At 72.2% G+C, this 19,155-nt stretch carries 18 protein-coding genes; 11 read left to right on the top strand and 7 right to left on the bottom strand.

Features of this window, described 5'->3' with window-relative positions; genetic code table 11:
* Positions 1-86: 86 nt before the first annotated feature.
* A complete protein-coding gene (locus G5B56_RS12805; RefSeq protein ID WP_240920810.1) occupies positions 87-635 on the top strand; it encodes a VWA domain-containing protein in 549 nt (182 codons plus the stop codon).
* A complete protein-coding gene (locus G5B56_RS12800) occupies positions 632-1,000 on the top strand; it encodes a DUF1636 domain-containing protein (protein ID WP_009858490.1) in 369 nt (122 codons plus the stop codon). The genes G5B56_RS12805 and G5B56_RS12800 overlap by 4 nt, the downstream gene beginning before the upstream one ends.
* A gap of 101 nt (positions 1,001-1,101) precedes the next feature.
* On the opposite strand, the gene G5B56_RS12795 is transcribed toward G5B56_RS12800, so the two are convergent.
* The gene (locus G5B56_RS12795) at positions 1,102-1,935 is read right to left on the bottom strand and encodes a nidogen-like domain-containing protein (protein WP_029718859.1); all 834 of its coding nucleotides are present in this window, start codon (positions 1,933-1,935) and stop codon (positions 1,102-1,104) included.
* Between the two features lie 316 nt (positions 1,936-2,251).
* Here G5B56_RS12795 and G5B56_RS12790 point away from each other — a divergent pair, with 316 nt between their 5' ends.
* A complete protein-coding gene (locus G5B56_RS12790) occupies positions 2,252-3,808 on the top strand; it encodes a methyl-accepting chemotaxis protein (RefSeq protein WP_164963444.1) in 1,557 nt (518 codons plus the stop codon).
* Positions 3,809-3,823: 15 nt separating this feature from the next.
* Here G5B56_RS12790 and G5B56_RS12785 read toward each other — a convergent pair whose 3' ends face one another.
* Positions 3,824-4,393: a bifunctional adenosylcobinamide kinase/adenosylcobinamide-phosphate guanylyltransferase gene (locus G5B56_RS12785; RefSeq protein ID WP_240920809.1), complete on the bottom strand. Its 570-nt coding sequence runs from the start codon at positions 4,391-4,393 to the stop codon at positions 3,824-3,826.
* Between the two features lie 73 nt (positions 4,394-4,466).
* Between G5B56_RS12785 and G5B56_RS12780 the strand changes: the two genes are divergently transcribed.
* A complete protein-coding gene (locus G5B56_RS12780) occupies positions 4,467-4,844 on the top strand; it encodes a cysteine-rich small domain-containing protein (RefSeq protein ID WP_237704896.1) in 378 nt (125 codons plus the stop codon).
* Between the two features lies 1 nt (position 4,845).
* On the opposite strand, the gene G5B56_RS12775 is transcribed toward G5B56_RS12780, so the two are convergent.
* Positions 4,846-6,360 carry a cobyric acid synthase gene (locus G5B56_RS12775; RefSeq protein ID WP_164963442.1) on the bottom strand — a complete coding sequence of 505 codons (1,515 nt, stop codon included), beginning with the start codon at positions 6,358-6,360 and terminating at the stop codon, positions 4,846-4,848.
* Positions 6,357-7,886: a cobyric acid synthase gene (locus tag G5B56_RS12770; protein ID WP_164963441.1), complete on the bottom strand. Its 1,530-nt coding sequence runs from the start codon at positions 7,884-7,886 to the stop codon at positions 6,357-6,359. The genes G5B56_RS12775 and G5B56_RS12770 overlap by 4 nt, the downstream gene beginning before the upstream one ends.
* Before the next feature lie 186 nt (positions 7,887-8,072).
* On the opposite strand from G5B56_RS12770, the gene G5B56_RS12765 reads away from it, so the two are divergent.
* Positions 8,073-9,068: a recombination-associated protein RdgC gene (locus G5B56_RS12765; protein WP_009858483.1), complete on the top strand. Its 996-nt coding sequence runs from the start codon at positions 8,073-8,075 to the stop codon at positions 9,066-9,068.
* Positions 9,069-9,079: 11 nt separating this feature from the next.
* Positions 9,080-9,682 (top strand): rhomboid family intramembrane serine protease, encoded by a 603-nt coding sequence (locus G5B56_RS12760; protein ID WP_009858482.1) that lies wholly within the window; start codon positions 9,080-9,082, stop codon positions 9,680-9,682.
* Here the strand turns inward: G5B56_RS12760 and G5B56_RS12755 are convergent, their stop codons facing one another.
* The gene (locus G5B56_RS12755; RefSeq protein WP_009858481.1) at positions 9,683-9,865 is read right to left on the bottom strand and encodes a DUF3563 family protein; all 183 of its coding nucleotides are present in this window, start codon (positions 9,863-9,865) and stop codon (positions 9,683-9,685) included. It abuts the gene before it with no gap.
* Between the two features lie 240 nt (positions 9,866-10,105).
* Here G5B56_RS12755 and G5B56_RS12750 point away from each other — a divergent pair, with 240 nt between their 5' ends.
* From G5B56_RS12750 to G5B56_RS12730, 5 genes are all read left to right on the top strand, one after another.
* Positions 10,106-11,386, top strand: a complete 1,281-nt coding sequence (locus G5B56_RS12750; RefSeq protein WP_164963440.1) for an HD-GYP domain-containing protein — start codon at positions 10,106-10,108, stop codon at positions 11,384-11,386.
* Positions 11,383-13,479, top strand: coding sequence for a bifunctional diguanylate cyclase/phosphodiesterase (locus tag G5B56_RS12745; protein ID WP_164963439.1), 2,097 nt, complete (start codon positions 11,383-11,385; stop codon positions 13,477-13,479). The genes G5B56_RS12750 and G5B56_RS12745 overlap by 4 nt, the downstream gene beginning before the upstream one ends.
* Before the next feature lie 82 nt (positions 13,480-13,561).
* The gene (locus G5B56_RS12740; protein ID WP_009858478.1) at positions 13,562-13,879 is read left to right on the top strand and encodes a DUF1840 domain-containing protein; all 318 of its coding nucleotides are present in this window, start codon (positions 13,562-13,564) and stop codon (positions 13,877-13,879) included.
* Between the two features lie 45 nt (positions 13,880-13,924).
* Positions 13,925-14,554 carry a YbhB/YbcL family Raf kinase inhibitor-like protein gene (locus tag G5B56_RS12735; protein WP_009858477.1) on the top strand — a complete coding sequence of 210 codons (630 nt, stop codon included), beginning with the start codon at positions 13,925-13,927 and terminating at the stop codon, positions 14,552-14,554.
* A 31-nt stretch (positions 14,555-14,585) separates the two neighbouring features.
* Positions 14,586-15,224, top strand: coding sequence for a histidine phosphatase family protein (locus G5B56_RS12730; protein WP_009858476.1), 639 nt, complete (start codon positions 14,586-14,588; stop codon positions 15,222-15,224).
* 18 nt (positions 15,225-15,242) lie between these two features.
* Here G5B56_RS12730 and G5B56_RS12725 read toward each other — a convergent pair whose 3' ends face one another.
* A complete protein-coding gene (locus G5B56_RS12725) occupies positions 15,243-18,587 on the bottom strand; it encodes a pilus assembly protein (RefSeq protein WP_164963438.1) in 3,345 nt (1,114 codons plus the stop codon).
* A 3-nt stretch (positions 18,588-18,590) separates the two neighbouring features.
* The gene (locus tag G5B56_RS12720; RefSeq protein WP_081467643.1) at positions 18,591-19,151 is read right to left on the bottom strand and encodes a hypothetical protein; all 561 of its coding nucleotides are present in this window, start codon (positions 19,149-19,151) and stop codon (positions 18,591-18,593) included.
* Positions 19,152-19,155: the final 4 nt, after the last annotated feature.

Below are 19,155 nucleotides of genomic sequence, written 5' to 3'. Positions count from 1 at the left end.
ACGCCGGCCTGCCGCGGTGGCCGCTTCCCGCGCCCGGCGGCCGCCTGGCCGGCGCCGCGGCCACGAGCGGCGGTGCACCCGACTGGGTGCGCACGCTGGTCGCCAAAGGCCCGCAGCCGCTGGCCCCCGCGCATCTGCGCCGGCGTGCCGCCGCCGCGCCGCCGCCGCGCTGCCACCTGGTGCTGCTCGACAGCTCGGGCTCGATGCGCCGCGGCGGCCGGCTGGCGCGCGCCAAAGGTGTCGCCGCCTGGCTGGTGGCGCAGGCCGCACGCCACGGCGATCAGCTCGGTCTGCTGGCTTTCGGCGGCGCCGGGCTGCAGTGGCTGATCACTCCCGGCCCGGCGCGGCGTGCCGCCGCCGTGCGCCTGCCGCCGCTGGGCGGCGGTGGTGGCACGCCGCTGGCGCAGGCGCTGGCGGCCTCCGAGCCGGTGCTGCAGCGCCATCCCGGCGCCTGGCTCTGGCTGCTGAGCGACGGCCGCTGCCCGGGCGAGCCGCCGGCGCCGCGTGCCGCGGCCCAGGTCGTCGTCGTCGACCACGACGACGGCCCGGTGGCCATCGGCCGCTGCGCCGCCTGGGCCGAACGCTGGGGCGCGCGCTGCGTGCCGGCCCACCAGATCCAAGGAGAACGACGATGAGCGCCACCACCGAACTGCTGGTCTGCCACACCTGCCGCCCGCCGGGCGCGCCGCGTGACGGTGTCGCCGCCGGCCAGCAACTGCTGGATGCCGTGCAGGCGCTGGCCGCCCAGACACCGGATGCGCCGCGTGTGCGCGCCGTCGCCTGCCTGTCGGCCTGCGGCCGCGGCTGCAGTGCCGCGCTGCAGGCGCCGGGCAAGACCAGCTACGTCTTCGGCGACCTGCAGGCCGACGCGGCCAGCGCCGCCGACCTGCTGGCCGCCGCGGCGCGCCACCAGGCGTTGCCCGACGGGCAGATCCCGTGGCGCGAGCGTCCGGAGTCGCTGCGCCGGGGCACGCTGGCGCGGCTGCCGCCGCCGGCCTGAGCTGCAGGCCGCGGGCCGGCGCCGCGTGATCCGGGATCGATGCCGGCCCGGCTCAAGAAGAAAGGGGCACCGAGGTGCCCCTTTGCCTTCTGCTGCGCCGTTCAGCTCTTGCGGCGGCGCGCCGAGAAGCCCGCGGCGCCCAGCGCCGCCAGCGCCAGCGCCAGCGTCGTCGGCTCCGGCACGTCGTTGGGGTCGACGACGTCGAGGTTGGCGTCGAACCAGATGTACTTGTTGTTCAGCGCCCGGAACAGGCCGGCCTGCGTCGAGCCCTGCAGCACCTCGGCGTTGCCCTGGCCGTCGCCGAAGCCCACCGCCGCGACCTGGCTGGTGTCGGTGACTTCCCAGAGCATCTGCTCGTAGAAGAAGCCGATCTTGCCTTCGCCGACGGGGACCGCGAACGCGTCCGAGCGCAGCACGAGCTGGAACGAGTTCAGCAGGTCGTCTCTGCCGGCGAAGCGGCCGACGTTGTCCCAGGTGACCACCAGCTCGTTGGCCGAGAGCTTGTAGTGCACGACGCCGGAGTTCTCGCCGCGCGTGTCGACGTCGCCGAAGTACGGCGAGATCACCGGCGCGTTGGCCCCGGTCGGCCCGCTCGGGACGTAGGCCGAGATGCCGCCGCCGAAGCTGACGTTGCCGTTGTTGTTGATGTACAGGCTGTTGTACGTCGTGCCGAAGAAGCTGAAGTCGAAGCCCAGGTTCAGCTGCATGAAGCCGTCGTCGTTGCGGCCGTCGGCCTGGCCGACGTTGGCCGCGCTGCCGCCGCCGGTGGTGACGATGTTGGCGCCGAGGGCATCGGTGTAGTAGCCGCCCGGGGTGTAGACGCCCGGCGAGGCGTTCAGCGCCGACTGCGGGATCGTGACGGTCGCGGCACCGGCGGACGCCATCGCCAGACCTGCCGCTGCCGCGAGCGCCAGGGTTCGGAGACTCGTGTTCATCTTGACCTTTCTCAGGTGTGGTGTGGTCCAGATCCGGCTCGTGCCGGGCAACCCGGGCGTCTGCAAAGTGCGGGCCAGTGTCACAACCCTTTGTCAGTCAATGAGTTATGAGCGGGCGTGTGGCCAACGCGGAACTTCTGTAAGGCCGGCCGACAGCCCGCGTGGGCGCTCCGATCGCGGGCGGAATGCCAGCGAATTCACTCTTTTCCCCGCGGTCGGCGCCGGGCGGCCTCAAGAAGATCGGGGGCGATGCCGAACTTGAACGCAGTTTCCGTCGCGCGCTGGCGCGGCTCGACCCGCATTGCAGGAGCCCGCGTTGAATCCCTTCTCGTCATTCCGCTCGAAGATCGTCGGCCTGATCGTGCTCGCCGTCGCCGGCATGGGCCTGCTGTCGGCGCTGTCGTTCTGGCAGCTGCGCAACCAGTTGATCGAGGGGCGGCGGGGCGAGCTGGTGGCGGCGGTGCAGTCGGCCTACACCATCGTCGACGCCTACCGGGCCAAGGCCGAGGCCGGCAAGATGAGCGTCGACGAAGCCCAGAAGGCGGCCGTCGACGCGCTGCGCGACTCGCGTTTCGGCCCCGACGGCAAGGACTACTTCTACATCTGGACGCTGGACTCGGTGAACGTGCTCGTGCCGAGCAAGCCGGAATGGGCCGGCCAGCGCATGGTCGGCAAGGTGCTCGACGCCAACGGCGTCGACGTCATCGGCGCGATGATCGCCAGCCTCAAGGCCAGCCCCGACGGCAGGACCTTCGTCGAGGTGATGTTCCCCAAGCCCGGCGAGACCGTGCCGCAGGCCAAGCTGCAGTACGTGCAGCGTGTGCCGGGCTGGGACTGGATGGTCGGCTCGGGGCTGTACATGGACGGCATCGCGGCGCAGGTGCGTGCCGCGGCGCTGAAGGCGCTGGCGCTGGCCGGCTCGCTGATCCTGCTGCTCGGTGCCGCGGGCTTCTGGATCGCGCGTGTCGTGCTGCGCCAGATCGGCGGCGAGCCCGAACAGGCGATGGCGGCGATGAAGGCCGTCGCCGCCGGCGACCTGACGGTGGCCGTGCACGCCGCCCATCCGGACAGCCTGCTGGCCGAGCTCGACGCCACCGTCAAGTCGCTGCGCTCGACGATCGCCAGCGTGCGCGGTTCGATCGACAGCATCTCCACGGCCTCCTCGCAGATCGCCGTCGGCAGCGCCGACCTGTCGGCGCGCACCGAGCAGACCGCGTCCAACCTGCAGCAGACGGCCTCGGCGATGGAGGAGCTGACCGGCACGGTGCAGAGCACCGCCCAGTCGGCGCGTCAGGCGCATGACCTGTCCGAGCAGGCGGCGTCGTCGGCGGTCAGCGGCAGCCAGGCCGTCGGCAAGGTCGTCGAGACGATGGGCGCGATCAACGACAGCTCGCGCCGCATCACCGAGATCATCAATGTCATCGACGGCATCGCCTTCCAGACCAACATCCTGGCGCTGAACGCCGCCGTCGAGGCGGCGCGCGCCGGCGAGCAGGGGCGCGGTTTCGCGGTCGTGGCCGGCGAGGTGCGCACGCTGGCGCAGCGCAGCGCCCAGGCGGCCAAGGAGATCAAGTCGCTGATCCAGGAGTCGGTCGAACGGGTCGACGCCGGCAGCGCGCTGGTGACCAGCGCCGGCGACGCGATGGCCGCGCTGGAGCAGAGCGTGGCGCGCGTGTCGACGACGATCTCCGAGATCACCGGCGCCGCGCACGAGCAGTCCACCGGCATCGGCGAGGTCAACAAGGCGGTCGCCGAACTCGACCGCGCGACGCAGCAGAATGCCGCGCTCGTCGAGGAGTCCGGCGCCGCCGCCGAGAGCCTGAAGGAACAGGCGCGCCGCCTGCGCGAGGCGGTCGAGGTCTTCCGGATCTGAGCGGGCGCCCGGCCGTCAGCGCTTGACGGCCAGCGCCTGACCGGCGACGACCAGGGTCACACGCGCACAGCTCGCGGCCACCGCCTGGTGCAACTGGCCCAAGGCGTCGAGCCAGCGCCGTGTCGCGGCGTCGGCCGGCACCGGGCCCAGGCCGGTCTCGTTGCTGACCAGCACCACCGGGCCGGGCGCGGCGCGCAGCGCCGTGCACAGCTCGCGGCAGGCGGCGTCGAAACCGGCGTCGTCCAGCGCCGGCGCGTCCAGGCCGACGATCGTCGGCCACAGCGAATTGGTCAGCCACAGCGTCAGGCAGTCGATGACCAGCATCCGCTGCGGCGCCGAGTGCGCGGCGATCACCGCCGCCAGCGCCAGCGGCTCCTCGATGCAGCCGGCGCGCGCCAGCGTCGCGGCGCGGTCGGCGCGGTGGCGCTCGATGCGCCTGCGCATCTCGTCGTCGCTGACGGTGGCGGTGGCGACGATGACGGCCTCGTGGCCCGGCGTGGCCAGCCAGTCTGCGGCCAGTTGCTCGGCGCGGCGCGTCTTGCCGCTGCGCTGGCCGCCGAGGATCAGTTCGTGTCCGGGATGCAAGGTTCTGGCGTCGGGCAAGGGCCGGCGATCATACGAGCCCCTTGTCAGGCAAGGCGGCGCGGTGCTGGTTAGCATGACGTTCCACGACGGAGCCCGCGCGATGCAGCCCAAGGACACGACGACCAACGAAGCCTACAAGGGCTTCACGAACAGCGACTGCCCGTTCTACCCCTGCCACCCGGGTGTCAAGCGCGAGTTCAACTGCCTGTTCTGCTACTGCCCGCTGAGCGCGCTGGAGTGCCCCGGCAACTACCAGGTCTTCGTCAGCGCCAATGGCGTCAAGCGCAAGGACTGCTCGGCCTGCACGCTGCCGCACGACGGCTACCGCCAGTCCTGGAACTTCATCCAGAAGTGGCTGGAGCGCCCGGTGCACTGGCGCGGCCTGCCGCAGACGCGGCGCTACCCGCAGCAGCCCGAAGACGCGCTGCCCGACGAGACGACCGGCGCCTGATTCAGCGCGCCAGCGCCAGCAGCGCGTCCAGATCGAGGTCGGCTTCGAGCTGGGCCGCGTAGGCGTCGAGCAGGGCCTCGACACGGGCGTCGTAGTCGACGCCGCCGGTGACGCCCAAGGCCGCCAGCCAGCGCCGGCGCCAGCCGTCGGCGGCGAACAGGCCGTGCAGATAGCTGCCGGCGACCCGGCCGTCGGCCGACTGTGCGCCTTCGGCGCGGCCGTCCAGCCGCAGCCAGGGGCGTGACAGCGCCGCGCCCTCGCTGCGGCCCATGTGCATCTCGTAGCCGCGCACGCGCTCGCCGCTGGCGGTGTCCAGCGCGTCGACGTCGAGCAGGCGCTTGGCCGGCGTGATCGTCGTCTCCAGGTCCAGCAGCCCCAGCCCGGGCGTCGAGCCGGGTTCGCCTTCCAGGCCCTCGGGGTCGTGCACCACGTGGCCCAGCATCTGCAAGCCGGCGCACAGGCCGACGACGTGGCCGCCGTGGCGCACGTGGGCGTGCAGGTCGTGCGTCCAGCCCTGGGCGTGCACGAAGGCGAGGTCGGCGCGTGTCGACTTGGAGCCGGCGATGACGACGACCTGCGCCTCGCGCGGAATCGGCTCGCCCGGCTGCACCCAGCGCAGCGTGACGCCGGGCTCGGCGGCCAGCGGGTCCAGGTCGTCGGCGTTGGCCAGGCGCGGCGTGCGCAGCACGGCGACGACGAGGCCGCCGCCGCCGCGGCGGCGGGCCGCGGCGTCCAGCGCCAGCGAATCTTCCTGCGGCAGCCGCGCGGCACCGTCGAACCAGCGCACCAGGCCGCGCACCGGCCAGCCGGTGGCGGCCTCGATCTGCGCCGCGGCCGGTGCGAACACCGCCGGGTCGCCGCGGAACTTGTTGACCAGCACGCCGGCCACCCGCGCACGTTCGCTCGCCGACCACAGCGTGTGGTGCCCGATCGCTGCAGCCGTGACGCCGCCGCGCGACTCGTCACCGAGCAGCAGCACCGGCAGGTCGGCGGCTTCGGCCAGGCCCATGTTGCTGATGTCCTGCGGCCTGAGATAAGCCTCGGCGCCGCAGCCGGCGCCTTCGATCAGCACCAGATCGGCCTGCTGCGACAGCCGCTCCAGGCTGTCGAGCACCGCCGGCAGCAGCCGCGGTTTCAGCGCCTGGTAACCCGCCGCCGGCCAGCGCCCGAGCACGCGCCCGCGCAGCACGACCTGGGCGTCGACGTCGCTGTCGGGTTTGAGCAGCACCGGGTTCTGGTGCACCGACCGCGGCACGCCGGCGGCGCGCGCCTGCAGCGCCTGGGCGCGGCCGATCTCGCCGCTGCCGCCGCCTTCGGCCTCGCCGGCGACGGCGGCGTTGTTGCTCATGTTCTGCGCCTTGAACGGCTGCACCACCAGGCCGCGGCGTGCATAGGCGCGCGCCAGCCCGGCGACGAGCAGGCTTTTTCCCACGTCCGAGCCGGTGCCCTGCACCATCAGCCGTCGCGCGCGCCGCGGCACGGCCGGCGCCGGGTCGAACGGCAGCGCGTCGTTCATCGCGCCAGCGCCAGCAGCGCGTCCAGATCCAGCGCGCGTTCGACGTGATCGGCCAGCGCGTTGAGCGTCGCCTCGACCTGGGCCTCGTAGTCCAGCGCCGAACGCTGGGCGCCGATGCGTTCGAGGAAGTGGCGGCGGAAAGCGTCGGCGGCGAACAGGCCGTGCACGTAGCTGCCCATCACGCGGCCGTCGGCCGAGACCGCGCCTTCGGGCGTGGTGCCGCCAGCGCCATCGTCCAGCTGCAGCCAGGGGCGCGCCAGGCCGTCGCCGGCGGTGCGGCCCATGTGCATCTCGTAGCCGCGCACGCGGCAGCCGCTGGCGCGGTCCAGGCGGTCGACCTCGACGAGGCGCTTGTCGGGCGTGATGACGGTCTCGACGTCGAGCAGGCCCAGGCCGGGCGTCTCGCCGGGCGCGCCTTCGAGGCCGTCGGGGTCGCGCACGACGCGGCCCAGCATCTGGAAGCCGGCGCACAGGCCGACGACCCGCCCGCCGCGGCGCACGTGGGCCAGGATGTCGGTGGCCCAGCCTTCGCGGTGCAGCGTCTCGAGGTCGGCCCGCGTCGTCTTGGAGCCGGGCAGCAGCACGAGGTCGGTGTCGGCCGGCAGCGCCTCGCCGGGCAGCAGCCAGTGCAGCGCGACGCCGGGCTCGGCGGCCAGCGGGTCGAGGTCGTCGAAGTTGGCGGTGCGGCCGAGCTGCGGCACGACGATCTTCACGCCGGCGCTGCCGCCGGGCAGCGCACGCTCCAGCGCCAGCGCGTCCTCGGCCGGCAGGCGTGTCGCGGCGTCGAACCACTCGACGACGCCCAGCAGCGGCCAGCCGGTGTGTTCGCTCATCACGCGGCAGGCCGGTTCGTAGAGCGAGAAGTGGCCGCGGAACTTGTTGACGACGTAGCCGACGATGCGCGCGCGTTCGGCCGGCGTGTGCAGCACGTGGGTGCCGACGACGGCGGCGATGGCGCCACCGCGGTCGTTGTCGGTGACCAGCACCACCGGCAGGTCGGCGTCCTCGGCCAGGCGCATGTTGGTGATGTCGCAGTGGCGCAGGTAGACCTCGGTGCCGGCGCCGGCGCCTTCGACGATCACGAGATCCGCCTCGGCGGCGACGCGGCGGTAGCTGTCCATCACCGCCGGCATCAGCAGCGGCTTGAGGTTGTGATAGTGGCGCGCCGGCCAGTTGCCCAGCGCGCGCCCGCGCAGCACGACCTGCGAGCCGACGCCGAACTGGGGCTTCAGCAGCACCGGGTTGTGGTGGATCGACGGCGGCACGCCGCAGGCGCGCGCCTGCAGCGCCTGGGCGCGGCCGATCTCGCCGCGCGGCAGGCTGCCGTCGGCGTTGGGCGGCAGGTCGGAGTCGGCGCTGACCGCCGCGTTGTTGCTCATGTTCTGCGCCTTGAACGGGCGCACGGCGAGGCCGCGGCGCGCGTAGGCGCGGCACAGGCCGGCGACGAGCAGGCTCTTGCCGACGTCGGACGCGGTGCCCTGCAGCATCAGCGCGCGGCCGCGCCGCGGCACGGCGGCGTCGAGCATCGGAACCTGGAGATCGGGCAGCGGCGGCGGGAGGTCGGGGACGGGCGTCACTTCGGCGGTCGGCGGGGCGCCACGGCGGCGCCGGGCGATTATCCCGGCGACCCGCCGACGTGCGGCGCGGTCGCCCGACCTGCTAGATTCGACCGTTTCCCCGCCCGCCGGGGACCGACTCCCCTCTCCCGCCGCATGTTCAAGAACGCCCTCGTCTACCGCATCGAACACTGGGACGCGCCCGATCTCGCCGAGATCGAGGACCGTCTGGCCGGCGCCCGCTTCCTGCCCTGCGGCGCCACCGACCCCGAGTCCTCGGGCTTCGTCGAGCCGCGCGGCGAGAACCACGGCGCGCTGGCCGAGAGCGTCGGCGGCCAGATCATCCTGAAGCTGCGTGCCGAGACCAAGGCCGTGCCGGGCGGCGTCGTCAAGGACGAACTCGAACGCCGGCTCGACGCCATCGAGCAGGAGACCGGCCGCCGCCCCAAGGGCAAACGCGCCAAGGAGCTGAAGGAGGAGATCGTGCGCGAGCTGCTGCCGCGCGCCTTCCCCAAGCGCTCGGCGACCATGGTCTGGATCGCGCCGAAGGCCGGGCTCGTCGTGCTCGGCGTCACCGGCGCGAAGAAGGCCGACGCCATCGTCACCCGCCTCGTCGAGCTGATGGGCGGGGGGTTCCGCCTCGGGCTGGCGCAGACCCAGCTCGCGCCGGCCACCGCGATGGCCGCCTGGCTGGCCGACAAGGAAGCGCCGGCCGGCTTCACGATCGACCGCGACTGTGAACTGAAGCAGCCCGACAGCGAGAAGGCCGCGGTGCGCTACGCGCGCCACACGCTGGAACTCGACGAGATCGGCGAGCACATCCGCGCCGGCAAGCTGCCGACGCAGCTGGCGCTGACCTGGCAGGGCCGGGTGTCCTTCGTGCTCGCGGAATCGATGGCCATCAAGCGCATCAAGCTGCTCGACGGCGTGCTCGAGCAGGCCGAGGCCCAGGCGCAACGTGAAGGCCGCGACTTCGACGGCGACGTCGCGCTGGTCACCGGCGAGCTGTCGCAACTGATCGCCGACCTGGCCGAGGCGCTGGGCGGCTGGCAGGAGCGCGGCGACGCCGCGCCGGCGCCGCTGCCGGTGCCCGCGGTGGCGCCCGGTGCCCCGGCCGCCGCGACGGCCAGCACGGACGCGCCCTGGGATTGAGCGCCGGCACGATGTTCGGCGCCCCGGTCGCGACGCTGCTGCTGCTCGTCATCGTCGTCGCCAGCGCGGTGGCGCTGAAGTGGCGCGAGGACTGGCTCGAACGCGGGCTGTTCCGCCCGTTCTGGGTGACACGCCGCGGCCAGTGGGGCACGGTCGTCAGCTCGGCCTTCCTGCACGCCGACTGGCCGCACCTGCTGTTCAACACGTTCACCTTCTGGGCGTTCGCGTTCATGCTGGAGCGGCGCATCGGCAGCGGCGCGTTCGCCACGCTGTACGCGGTGGGCATCGTCGCCAGCGCCTTCGGCACCTGGCTGCAGCACCGGCGCGAGCCGGCCTACCGCACGCTCGGCGCCTCGGGCGCCGTGCTGGCGGTGCTGTTCGCCTCGATCCTGTACTTCCCGAGCGGCTCGCTCTACGTCTTCCCGCTGCCGGTGCCGCTGCCCGCGCCGCTGTTCGCGCTGGGCTATCTGGCGTACACGATCTGGGCTTCGCGCCAGGACTTCGGCCGCGTCAACCACGACGCGCACCTGGGCGGCGCGGTCGCCGGGCTGGCCTTCGTCGCGATCACCGACCCGGCGGCACTCGCCGCGGCGGTGTCGACCTGGCTGTCCTGATCAGCGCTCGTACAGCCCCAGCGTGATCGCCTGGGCCGGCACGTTGCGGCCGCGGTCCTCGATCTCGTGCAGGCGGCGCTCGAGGTCGGCGTCGTCTTCGGCCGCCTCCAGGTAGTGTTCGTCGCGTTCGTGCTGCGATTCCAGGTCGGGCAGCAGGGCTTTCAGGATCTCGACAACGCTCATGGCTCCACAGGCCCGCTTTTGGCCGGCCCGCTCCGATGGTCTGGCGGCCAGTTTGACCTCGCTCAGGCCATGCCGGATTGTGATAAATCAGAGCCTCTTCCCGGGCGCAGCGCCGGGACCGTGAGCGTGTCACGCAGCGTGGCATTCTTCGTTCAAGTCCGGCTGGCGGCTGCCGAAATGGTGTCGATACCGCCCGTCGTGCCCGCCACGGCACGGCGCAACCGGCTTTGTCACCCACCGATGTCGCAAACGATCGCCGTCCATGACCTGCGGGTCGGCATGTACGTCCACCTCGATCTGGGGTGGATGTCGCATCCGTTCCCGCTGTCGAGCTTCCGCATCAGCTCGCCCGAGCAGATCGCGACGATCCGCTCGCTCGGCCTGAAGCGGCTGCGCTGGGTGCCCGAGCGCAGCGTGCTGGAGGGCGAGGAGGCGCCGGCCCCCGTGGCCGCCGAGGAGCGTGCCGAGGCGCCGTTCGAGACGCCCGAGCAGCGCGAGGCGCGCCGCCGCCGCGAGGCGCTGGCCGCGCAGCGCGCCGCCGCCCAGCAGTGCGAGCGCCAGTACCTCGAGGCCGGCCGCGCCTGGCGCGACGCGATGGACGCGGTGCCGCAGCGCCCGGAGCAGGCACGCACCGCGACCGAGTCGCTGACCGGCGCGCTGCTCGACAAGATGCTGATCGACGGCGAGATGTGCATCCGCCTGCTGAGCACCGGCGCGGGTGACCGCGCGACGGCGCATGCGCTCAACGTCGCGGTGATCTCGCTGCTGCTCGGCCGCTGCTTCGGCCTGCAGCGCGACGAGATGCTGGATCTGGGCGTCGGCGCGCTGATGCACGACGTCGGCAAGATCGACATCCCCGACCGCCTGCACCACCTCGACGACGGCTTCACCAGCGTCGAGCTCAACGCCTACCGCGACCACGTCGCGCGCGGCGTCGCCCAGGGCCGGCGCATGGCGCTGACTCCGGCGGCGCTGCTGGTGCTGGCCCAGCACCACGAGAACGCCGACGGCTCGGGTTTCCCGATGCGCCTGAGCGTCGAGCGCATGGCCACCGGCGCGCGCATCGTGTCGCTGGTCAACCGCTACGACAACCTGTGCAACCCGGCGCTGCTGGCGCGCGCGCTGACGCCGCACGAGGCCTTGTCGATCCTGTTCGCCCAGTCGCGCACCAAGTACGACCCGGCGATCCTCAACGCCTTCATCAAGATGATGGGCGTGTATCCGGCCGGCTCGGTGGTGCAGCTGACCGACGAGCGCTACGCGATGGTCGTCAGCGTCAACTCCTCGCGCCCGCTGCGGCCGCGGCTGCTGGTGCACGACGCGCGCATCGCCCGCGACGAGGCGCTGTTCCTGGACCTGGAGACCGAGCCCGAGATCGGCATCCGCCGCAGCCTGAGCCCGGCCAAGCTGCCCCGCGAGGCGCTGGAGTACCTCGCGCCGCGTCACCGCCTGACCTACTTCTTCGAGCCCGCGCCGACCGTCTCCGAGGTCGAGGCGCTCGACGCGGAGATCGGGGCGTGAACCTGATCGCTGCCTGGACGCCGCTTCTCGACAGCCTGCCGCTGGCCGGCTGCATCGTCGAGCTCGCCGGGCAGACCGTCGTCGCCGCCAACCCCGAGGCCGGACGGCTGCTGCAGGCCGGGCGCGGCGAACTCGTCGGCCGCCGCGTGACGCACTGGCTGGCGACGCCGGAAGACCTCGCGTACTGGGCCGACATCGCCACCGGGCGCTTCGCGTCGCTGCGCTCCGACAGCCTGCTGTGCACGGCCGGCGGCGGCATGCTGCACGTCGAGCGCCACGTGCAGCCGCTGCCCGGCGGTGCCGCCGGCGTGCCGACGCACGCGCTGGTCACGCTGCGCGACCGCAGCGGCGAGCAGCGCGCCGAAGACGAACGCGAAGCCGTCGTCGCCGAGCTGCAGGCCACGCTGGAGTCCACTGGCGACGGCATCCTTGTCACCGACCTGGACGGCCGCGTGCGTGCCTTCAACCGCCGCTTCGCGCAGATCTGGGGCGTGCCCGACGAGATGCTGGAAGCGCGCGACAGCGCCGGCATCCACGACTGGATGCGCCGCCGTGCGCTCGACGCCGACGGCTACGAGCGCCGGCTGGCCGCGCTGCTGGCCGCACCGCTGCTGTCGTCGACCGAGCGGCTCGAGCTCGTCGAGGGCCAGACCGTGCAGCGCGTGACGCGCCCGCTGTGGGGCCGCGCCGGGCCGCAGGGGCGTGTCTACTCGTTCTCCGACCTCACCGAGCTGGTCAAGGTGCGTGCGCTGTCGGAGGCGCTGTCCTCGCACGACGCGCTGACCCGGCTGCCCAACCGCGCGCTGCTGGCCGAGAAGGTGAGCGACGCGGCCGCGCGCTGGCGCCGCGAGCAGCAGTCGTTCGCGCTGCTGGTCGTCGACCTGGACCATTTCCGCCGCGTCAACGACAGCTTCGGCCAGCAGGTGGCCAACCGCGTGCTCTGCGAGGTCGGCGAGCGCATCGGCGCGGTGCTGCGTTCGCAGGACGTGCTGGCGCGCATCGGCGGCGACAACTTCGCCGTGCTGCTGCAGGACGCCGACCGCGCCAGCGCCCAGAAGGCGGTGCTGCGTGTGCTCAACATCGTCAACGGCCAGCCCTTCGAGGCCGAGGGCACGCCGTTCTCGCTGACCTGCAGCATCGGCATCGCGCTGTGCCCGCAGGACGGCCACGCGCTGGACGACCTGGTGCGCCAGGCCGAGGCCGCGGTGCGCAGCGCCAAGGCGGCCGGCCGTGCCGGCTACCGGTTCGCCGAGCCGGTGCCCGGCGGCGAGGCCCATTCACACGTGCGCCTGGTGCACGCGATGCGCGAGGCGTTGAAGGAGGGCCACTTCCGCCTGCACTACCAGCCGCAGATCCGCTTCCGCGACGGCGCCGTCTGCGGCGCCGAGGCGCTGCTGCGCTGGCGCGACCCGCAGCTGGGCGAGATCGCGCCGGCGGCCTTCATCCCGGTGGCCGAGGACAGCGGCTTCATCGTCACGCTGGGCAACTGGGTGCTGTCGCAGGCGGTGCGCCAGGCGGCGCTGTGGCACGAGGCCGGGCGTTCGCTGACGGTGGCGATCAACGTCTCGGCGCTGCAGTTCCGCCAGCCGGACTTCGTCTCGCAGGTGGCCGACGTGCTGGCCGTCAGCGGCCTGCCGGCGCACCTGCTGGAGCTGGAGCTGACCGAGTCCATCCTCGTCGACAAGGCCGACGAGGCGCTGGAGCGGCTGCAGGCGCTCCAGCGCCTGGGCGTGCAGCTGTCGCTGGACGACTTCGGCACCGGCTACTCCTGCCTGGGCTCGCTCAAGCGCGTGCCGATCGGGCGGCTGAAGATCGACCGCAGCTTCGTCGCCGGCCTGCCCGACGACGACACCGACGTCGGCCTGGTGCGGGCGATCACGCAGCTGGCCCAGGCGCTGGGCAAGCGGGTCATCGCCGAGGGCGTGGAGAACGAGGCCCAGCGCCGTTTCCTCGCCGAGCTCGGCTGCGACGCCTTCCAGGGCTTTCTCTACGCCCCGGCGATGGACGCCACGGCTTTCGACCGCCACCTTCCGCCGCCGCGCCCGCGGCCGATGCCGACGGCTGGCGGCCGCCACATCCGTCTCGTGCGCTGAGCGGCCGTCCGGCCGTCCGTTCGGCCCGGCGCGGAGCACAATCGGTGCCTCCGTTCAACCGCCAGCCTCGGTACCGCGTCGGATGATCTACAAGTTCAAGAGCCAGGCCACCGGCGACCTGATCATGCTCGGGCCGCACGGCGACCGCGTGCTGCGCCTGCTCGGCCGCGAGCCGGCGGCCCAGGGCATCATCGAGCCGGCGGCGATGCCGGCCGCGATCGCCGCGCTCGAGGCGGCCGCCGCCGAGGACGACGAGGCCCGGCGTGAAGCCGGCGCCGGCGACGAGCTGGAGGCCGCGCGCATCGCGCGCCAGGTCTCGCTGCGCAGCCGCGTCTGGCCGATGATCCAGATGCTGCGGCGCGCACACGAGGCCGACGAGCCGGTCGTCTGGGGCGTCTGAACCGGCTGGCGTGGTGCGGTGCACCGCAACCAAGAGGAAAGAGCAATGAAACTGTGGAGCGACAGCTGGACCAACGGTGACCGCATTCCGGCGCGTTACGCCGCCGGACGCCTGGACGAGGCGGGCCAGGTCGGCTTCGGCGAGAACCTCAACCCGCACCTGGCCTGGAGCGACCTGCCCGCGCAGGCGCGTTCGCTGGTGCTGATCTGCCACGACTTCGACGTGCCCAGCCGCGGCGACGACGTCAACCAGCCCGACCGCGAGATCCCCGCCGACCTCGATCGTGTGGACTTCTTCCACTGGGTGCTCGTCGACCTGCCGCCGCGGCCGGCGGTGATCGCCGAAGGCGAGTACAGCCGCGGTTTCACCGCCCGCGGCAAACCCGGGCCCGGCCTGCCCAACGGCGCGCGCCAGGGGCTCAACGACTACACCGGCTGGTTCGCCGGCGACGCCCGGTTCGACGGCCGCTACTACGGCTACGACGGCCCGTTCCCCCCGTTCAACGACTCGCTGGTGCACCACTACGTCTTCACGCTGTACGCCGTGACGCTCGAGCGCCTGCCGGTCGACGGCGACTTCACCGGCCCCCAGGTGCGCCGCGCGCTGGCCGGCCACACCTGCGGCGAGGCCACGTTCTCGGGCACCTACACGCTGAACCGGCGCCTGCTGCCGTGACGGCGGGCGGCACCGCCGCCGGGCCCGGCGCATGAACGAGGCGACCCGCCTCGTCGTGCTGCGCCACGGCGAGACCGACTGGAACGTCGGCCAGCGCATCCAGGGCCAGCTCGACATCGGCCTGAACGGTGTCGGCCGCTGGCAGGCCGGCCGCGCTGCCGCGGCGCTGCTCGACGAGGGCCTGCAGGCGATCTACAGCAGCGATCTGGCGCGTGCGGCCGACACCGCGGCGGCGATCAGCCGCGCCACCGGCCTGCCGGTGCACCCGGAGCCCGGCCTGCGCGAGCGCGGCTTCGGCCGCTTCGAGGGCCTCACCTTCGCCGAGATCCAGCAGCGCTGGCCCGAGGATGCGCTGCGCTGGCGCCGGCGCGACCCGGACTGGGGCGCCGAAGGCGGCGAGCGCCTGGCCGATTTCTACGGCCGGGCCGTCGCGGCGGCGCTGGCGATCGCCGCCCGCCATCCGGGCCAGACCGTGGCCCTGGTGGCACACGGCGGCGTGCTCGACTGCCTGTACCGCGCCGCCACGCGCATCGCGCTGGACGCGCCGCGCACCTGGATGCTGGGCAATGCCAGCATCAACCGGCTGCTGCACGCCGACGGCGCGCTGGCGCTGGTGGGCTGGAACGACGCCGGCCACCTCGAGGGTGGCCGGGACGACGTCAGCGCCTGAGCGCAGGCCCTGGCGGGCTCACTGGCGGCGGATCTCCCGCCACGAGTTCTTGGCCGCCGGGATCGGCGGGTTGGAGCCGATCAGCTTGTTCTGCGACTGGCCATCACCGGTCTGGATCAGGCCGCGCATGTCGCCGGTGTCGGTGAGCACCGCACGCACGCCCGACGACGTCGCCACCGACGAGATCTGCGTCGAGACGAAGGCCGCGTGTTCGTAGACCTTGCCGGTCTTGAAGTCCAGCACGTACATCCACGACGAGGCGCTGCAGTCGGTGGCGCCGATGACGTTGGTCGTGAACGCGATCGCGCCGTAGGCGATCGCCGGCTCGGTGTTGGCCTGCTCGCCGGCCGGCAGGTCGAGGTACCAGCCGCGCTGGGTGGTCCAGTCGAGGTCGTTGCCGGAGATGGTGCCGTTGGTGCCGTCGCGCGTGTAGGTGCGCTGGACCAGCGTGCTGCGCGGCGCGGTGATCGTCGCGCCGTCGGCGATCGCGTAGAAGGTCTGGACCGCGGGGCGGCCGAAGTCGTCGACGTCCAGCAGGCGCCCGGTGCCGACGAGCACCACGCGCTGGGTGCCGATGCGCGCGAGCTCGGGCGCTGCCGTCACCGGCTGCGCGTCGCCGTTCGAGCGCAGCAGCGTGGCGACCTTGTGCACCGCGCCGTCGGCGTTCGGCTCCAGCGACAGGTCGAAGCGCCAGACGTTGCCCAGCAGGTCGCCGCCGTAGACGTAGCGCACGGTGTTGTCCTGCTCGAGATAGCCCGACACGTGGGCCAGGCCGGCCTCGGCGTCCGCGCTCCCGGCGGTCGTGACGTACTCCTTGAGCACGCTGCCGTCGGCAGGGTCGAGCACGAACAGGCGGCCGTAGCCGTCGGCGGTGGCGTTGTAGCCCGAGGTCACCAGCACGCGGTAGGTGTCGTCGGCGACCTTGACGATCACCGGCTTGCCCAGCGTCTGGCCGACCTTGCTCGCGTAGCTGGAGGTGCTGGCGCCGGGGAAGCGCCACTTCACCCAGCTCGCGGCGTTGCTCTCGGTGTTGGTGCGCGGCGTGCTGACGTCCAGCGCGTAGTAGGCGCGGCCGGCGGCGCCCATGCCGGCGACGAGCAGCCTTGACGAGCTGCCGGTCTTGCCGATGACCGGCGTGCCGTCCAGGTGGGTGCCGAAGTTGTAGCCGCGCTGCGAGGCCGCGCCGATCGTCGACAGCGCCGCATGCGGCACGAAGGCCCACAGCTCCTGGCCGCGGTCGGTGCCGCTGGCGATGTCGATGGCGTGCAGCATGCCTTCGCTGGAGGCCAGGTAGGCGACGCTGTCGGTGTTGCTGATCACCGGCTCGGCGTTGATCACGGCGCCGATCAGGCTGGTGCGCCGGCGGTAGGTCGTGCCTTCGAGCGAGCGGTCGCCGCGCAGGTAGTTGAACAGCGCCGCGCCGTCGCCGTAGCTGCTGTCCGGGTCGACGAGGCTGCCGACATTGGTGCTGGTGAAGGCGACGCCGCCGCTGCCGCCGTCGGTCGCGATCTGGCGCGTCGTGTAGTTGCGCGCCGCCAGCAGCGTGGCAGCCGACCAGGTCGGCGTGGCGCTGATGTCGCCGGTGGAACGGTCGATCGCGTTGGCCGTCAGGTCGCCGGACCAGCCCGAGGGGTTGTAGGTGCCGAGGTAGGCGAAACCGTCGCCGCGCGTCAGGTTGACGGTGCTGACCGCGACCGCGCTCTGCGCGCCGACCTGGCTGATGATGTCGTCCAGGATGGCCTTGATGCTGGTGGCGGTCTCGGTCGGGCTCGTCGCCAGGAACATCTTGCCGCGGCCGTTGATCGTGGCGTGCCACTGGTCGTCGATCATCGACGGGTTGTCGGCCGTCGGCGTCGTCCAGGTCGGGGCGGTCACGAAGGGGTCTTCGGTGTTCGGCCACAGCGAGCCGCGCACGCCCAGCGAGATCGCGTAGGTGTTGATGTGCAGGTCGGGGTTGCGGTCGGCGTTGGCCTCGGTCGAGGTGCTGGCCGGCACGCGGCCGGCGGTGAGGTCGGTGCGCAGCCGCTTGGTGTACTGGTACAGCGCCAGGTCGGCCAGCGAGCCGGTGGGGATCGTCGTGTACGGCGCCGAGCCGCCGTAGGTGCTCGAGTCGTAGGTCGGCACCGAGATGCTGGTCGTGTTCGAGAAGCCGTCGGTGACGACGAAGGTGTTGTTGCGCTGGCAGGCGTACTGGATGATGCTGGTGTTGGTGTTGTACTCACCGCCGATGTACTTCACCGTCGCGTGCGTCGGCGTGCCCTCGGCCGACATCGCGTTGCCGTAGAACTGGCCCATCACGCGCATCGCGTTGCTGCTGGCCGAGGTGCCGTCGGTGTCGTACATCGTCACCGTGTTGTTGGCGTTGAACGGCACGACGCCCAGCCGCAGCCCGGTCAGGTTCTCGAGCACCTGGCCCATCGAGCCGCCGAGCATCAGCTTGCGCTTGCGGTAGTAGCTGAACCAGTTGGCGAAGTTCTGCATCTCCGCGTCATAGGTCCGCCCGGACGGGAAGGTGTTGCCGCTCTTGATCTCGTACCGCTTCAGCTTGGTCGTGCCGTCGGGACCGGTGATGCAGCTCGTGCCGTCGACGGTGCAGTCCTCCGCGTGCCAGAAGGTCGCCGGGTAGTACGGGATCGCCGCCCAGCAGGTCGACCCCGACGGCACCGTCAGCTCGGCGGTCAGCGTGCGCCAGGTCGAGCCGCTGCAGACGTCGCGGTTGCTTCGCTCGGCCGGGACGTACGCGCCCACCGGGACCTTCATGCCGGCCTGCATGTAGAACATGTAGCCGTTGTTGCTGAACTTCGAGTTGCCGCTGTCCCACTGCGTGTTCAGCGCCAGCTTCGGTCCCGTCGAGTACAGCGGATGCGACAGCGCCGCCGACGCGCTGGCGTTCGAGAAGCTCTTCGTCGCCCCCGAGACGTAGGCCGGCGCCCAGGGCTTGTAGGTCGTGTTGCTGTCGTAGTAGATCGGGTTGAAGTGCTTGGAGCGCAGCCAGGCGAACTGCAGCGTCGGCGGCAAGGCCTGGCCGTAGCTGCTGTTGGTGCCGTAGATCTGCCCGCCGCTGGCCGTGCCGACCGGCATCAGGTAGGCGTACGGCACGTAGGAGTTGTTGGTGCTCACCGGCTTGCCGGTGCTCGAGTTCCAGCCGGTGCTGCCGTTCCACCAGAACAGGCCCGAGCTGGTGTCGAGCAGCACCTCCCAGTCCATCGAGCCCGAGTCGTCCATCGCGAAGATGACGTTGGGCTTGGCCAGCACCGAGGTCTTCAGCGGCAGGTCGGCGATGTTCGTCGCCGACGAGGCGGGCCCGGTGAGCAACGCGGCCAGTGCGAACGAGCACGCGCCGATCTGGAATGCGGTCTTCATGGCTCAGCTGCCTTCCCTGGTGACAAGGGCCTGGACGAAGGTCTCGGTGCCCTTCTGGTTCGTCACGCGCACGGTGATGCGGAACTGCTTGGAATGCGGCGGGTCCGGCGGTTCGGGGCCGGCCTTCTGGCTCTTGGGCTGCGGGATCTGCTTGACCAGGCACTGGCGCAACGGATACGTCACGTTGGCCACCGTGCAGGCGCGCTCGGCGACGTACTGCACCGTCATCGTGCCCACCGTGATCGCCGGGATCGCGTTGTTGGACCAGTTGACCGTGCTGGGCAGGCCGTTGTTGTCCTTGGCCAGCTCGACCGGCGAGTACCAAGAGCCCGCCGCGCTGTTCTCGTTGGTCAGCGCGTTGACGGCGGCAAAGGCGGTGTTGACGCCGACCTCGCTGGCCTGCAGCGCCGCTTCGCGGTAGGCGACGTTGCCGCCGGACAGCGTGCCCACCTCGACCATGCGCGCCAGCGCCAGGCCGCCGAGCAGCATCACGGTCAGCAGGATCAGCACCAGCAGCATCGTCACCCCGCGTTCGGCCCGCCGCTTCAGGGTTCGCAGCCTCATCGTC

Origin of the sequence: Rubrivivax sp. JA1026 (genome assembly GCF_011065555.1) — a bacterium.
GTDB lineage: Bacteria > Pseudomonadota > Gammaproteobacteria > Burkholderiales > Burkholderiaceae_C > Rubrivivax > Rubrivivax benzoatilyticus.
Note: the sequence above shows the minus strand (reverse complement) of the source record. Positions and strands in the feature narration are given on the sequence as shown.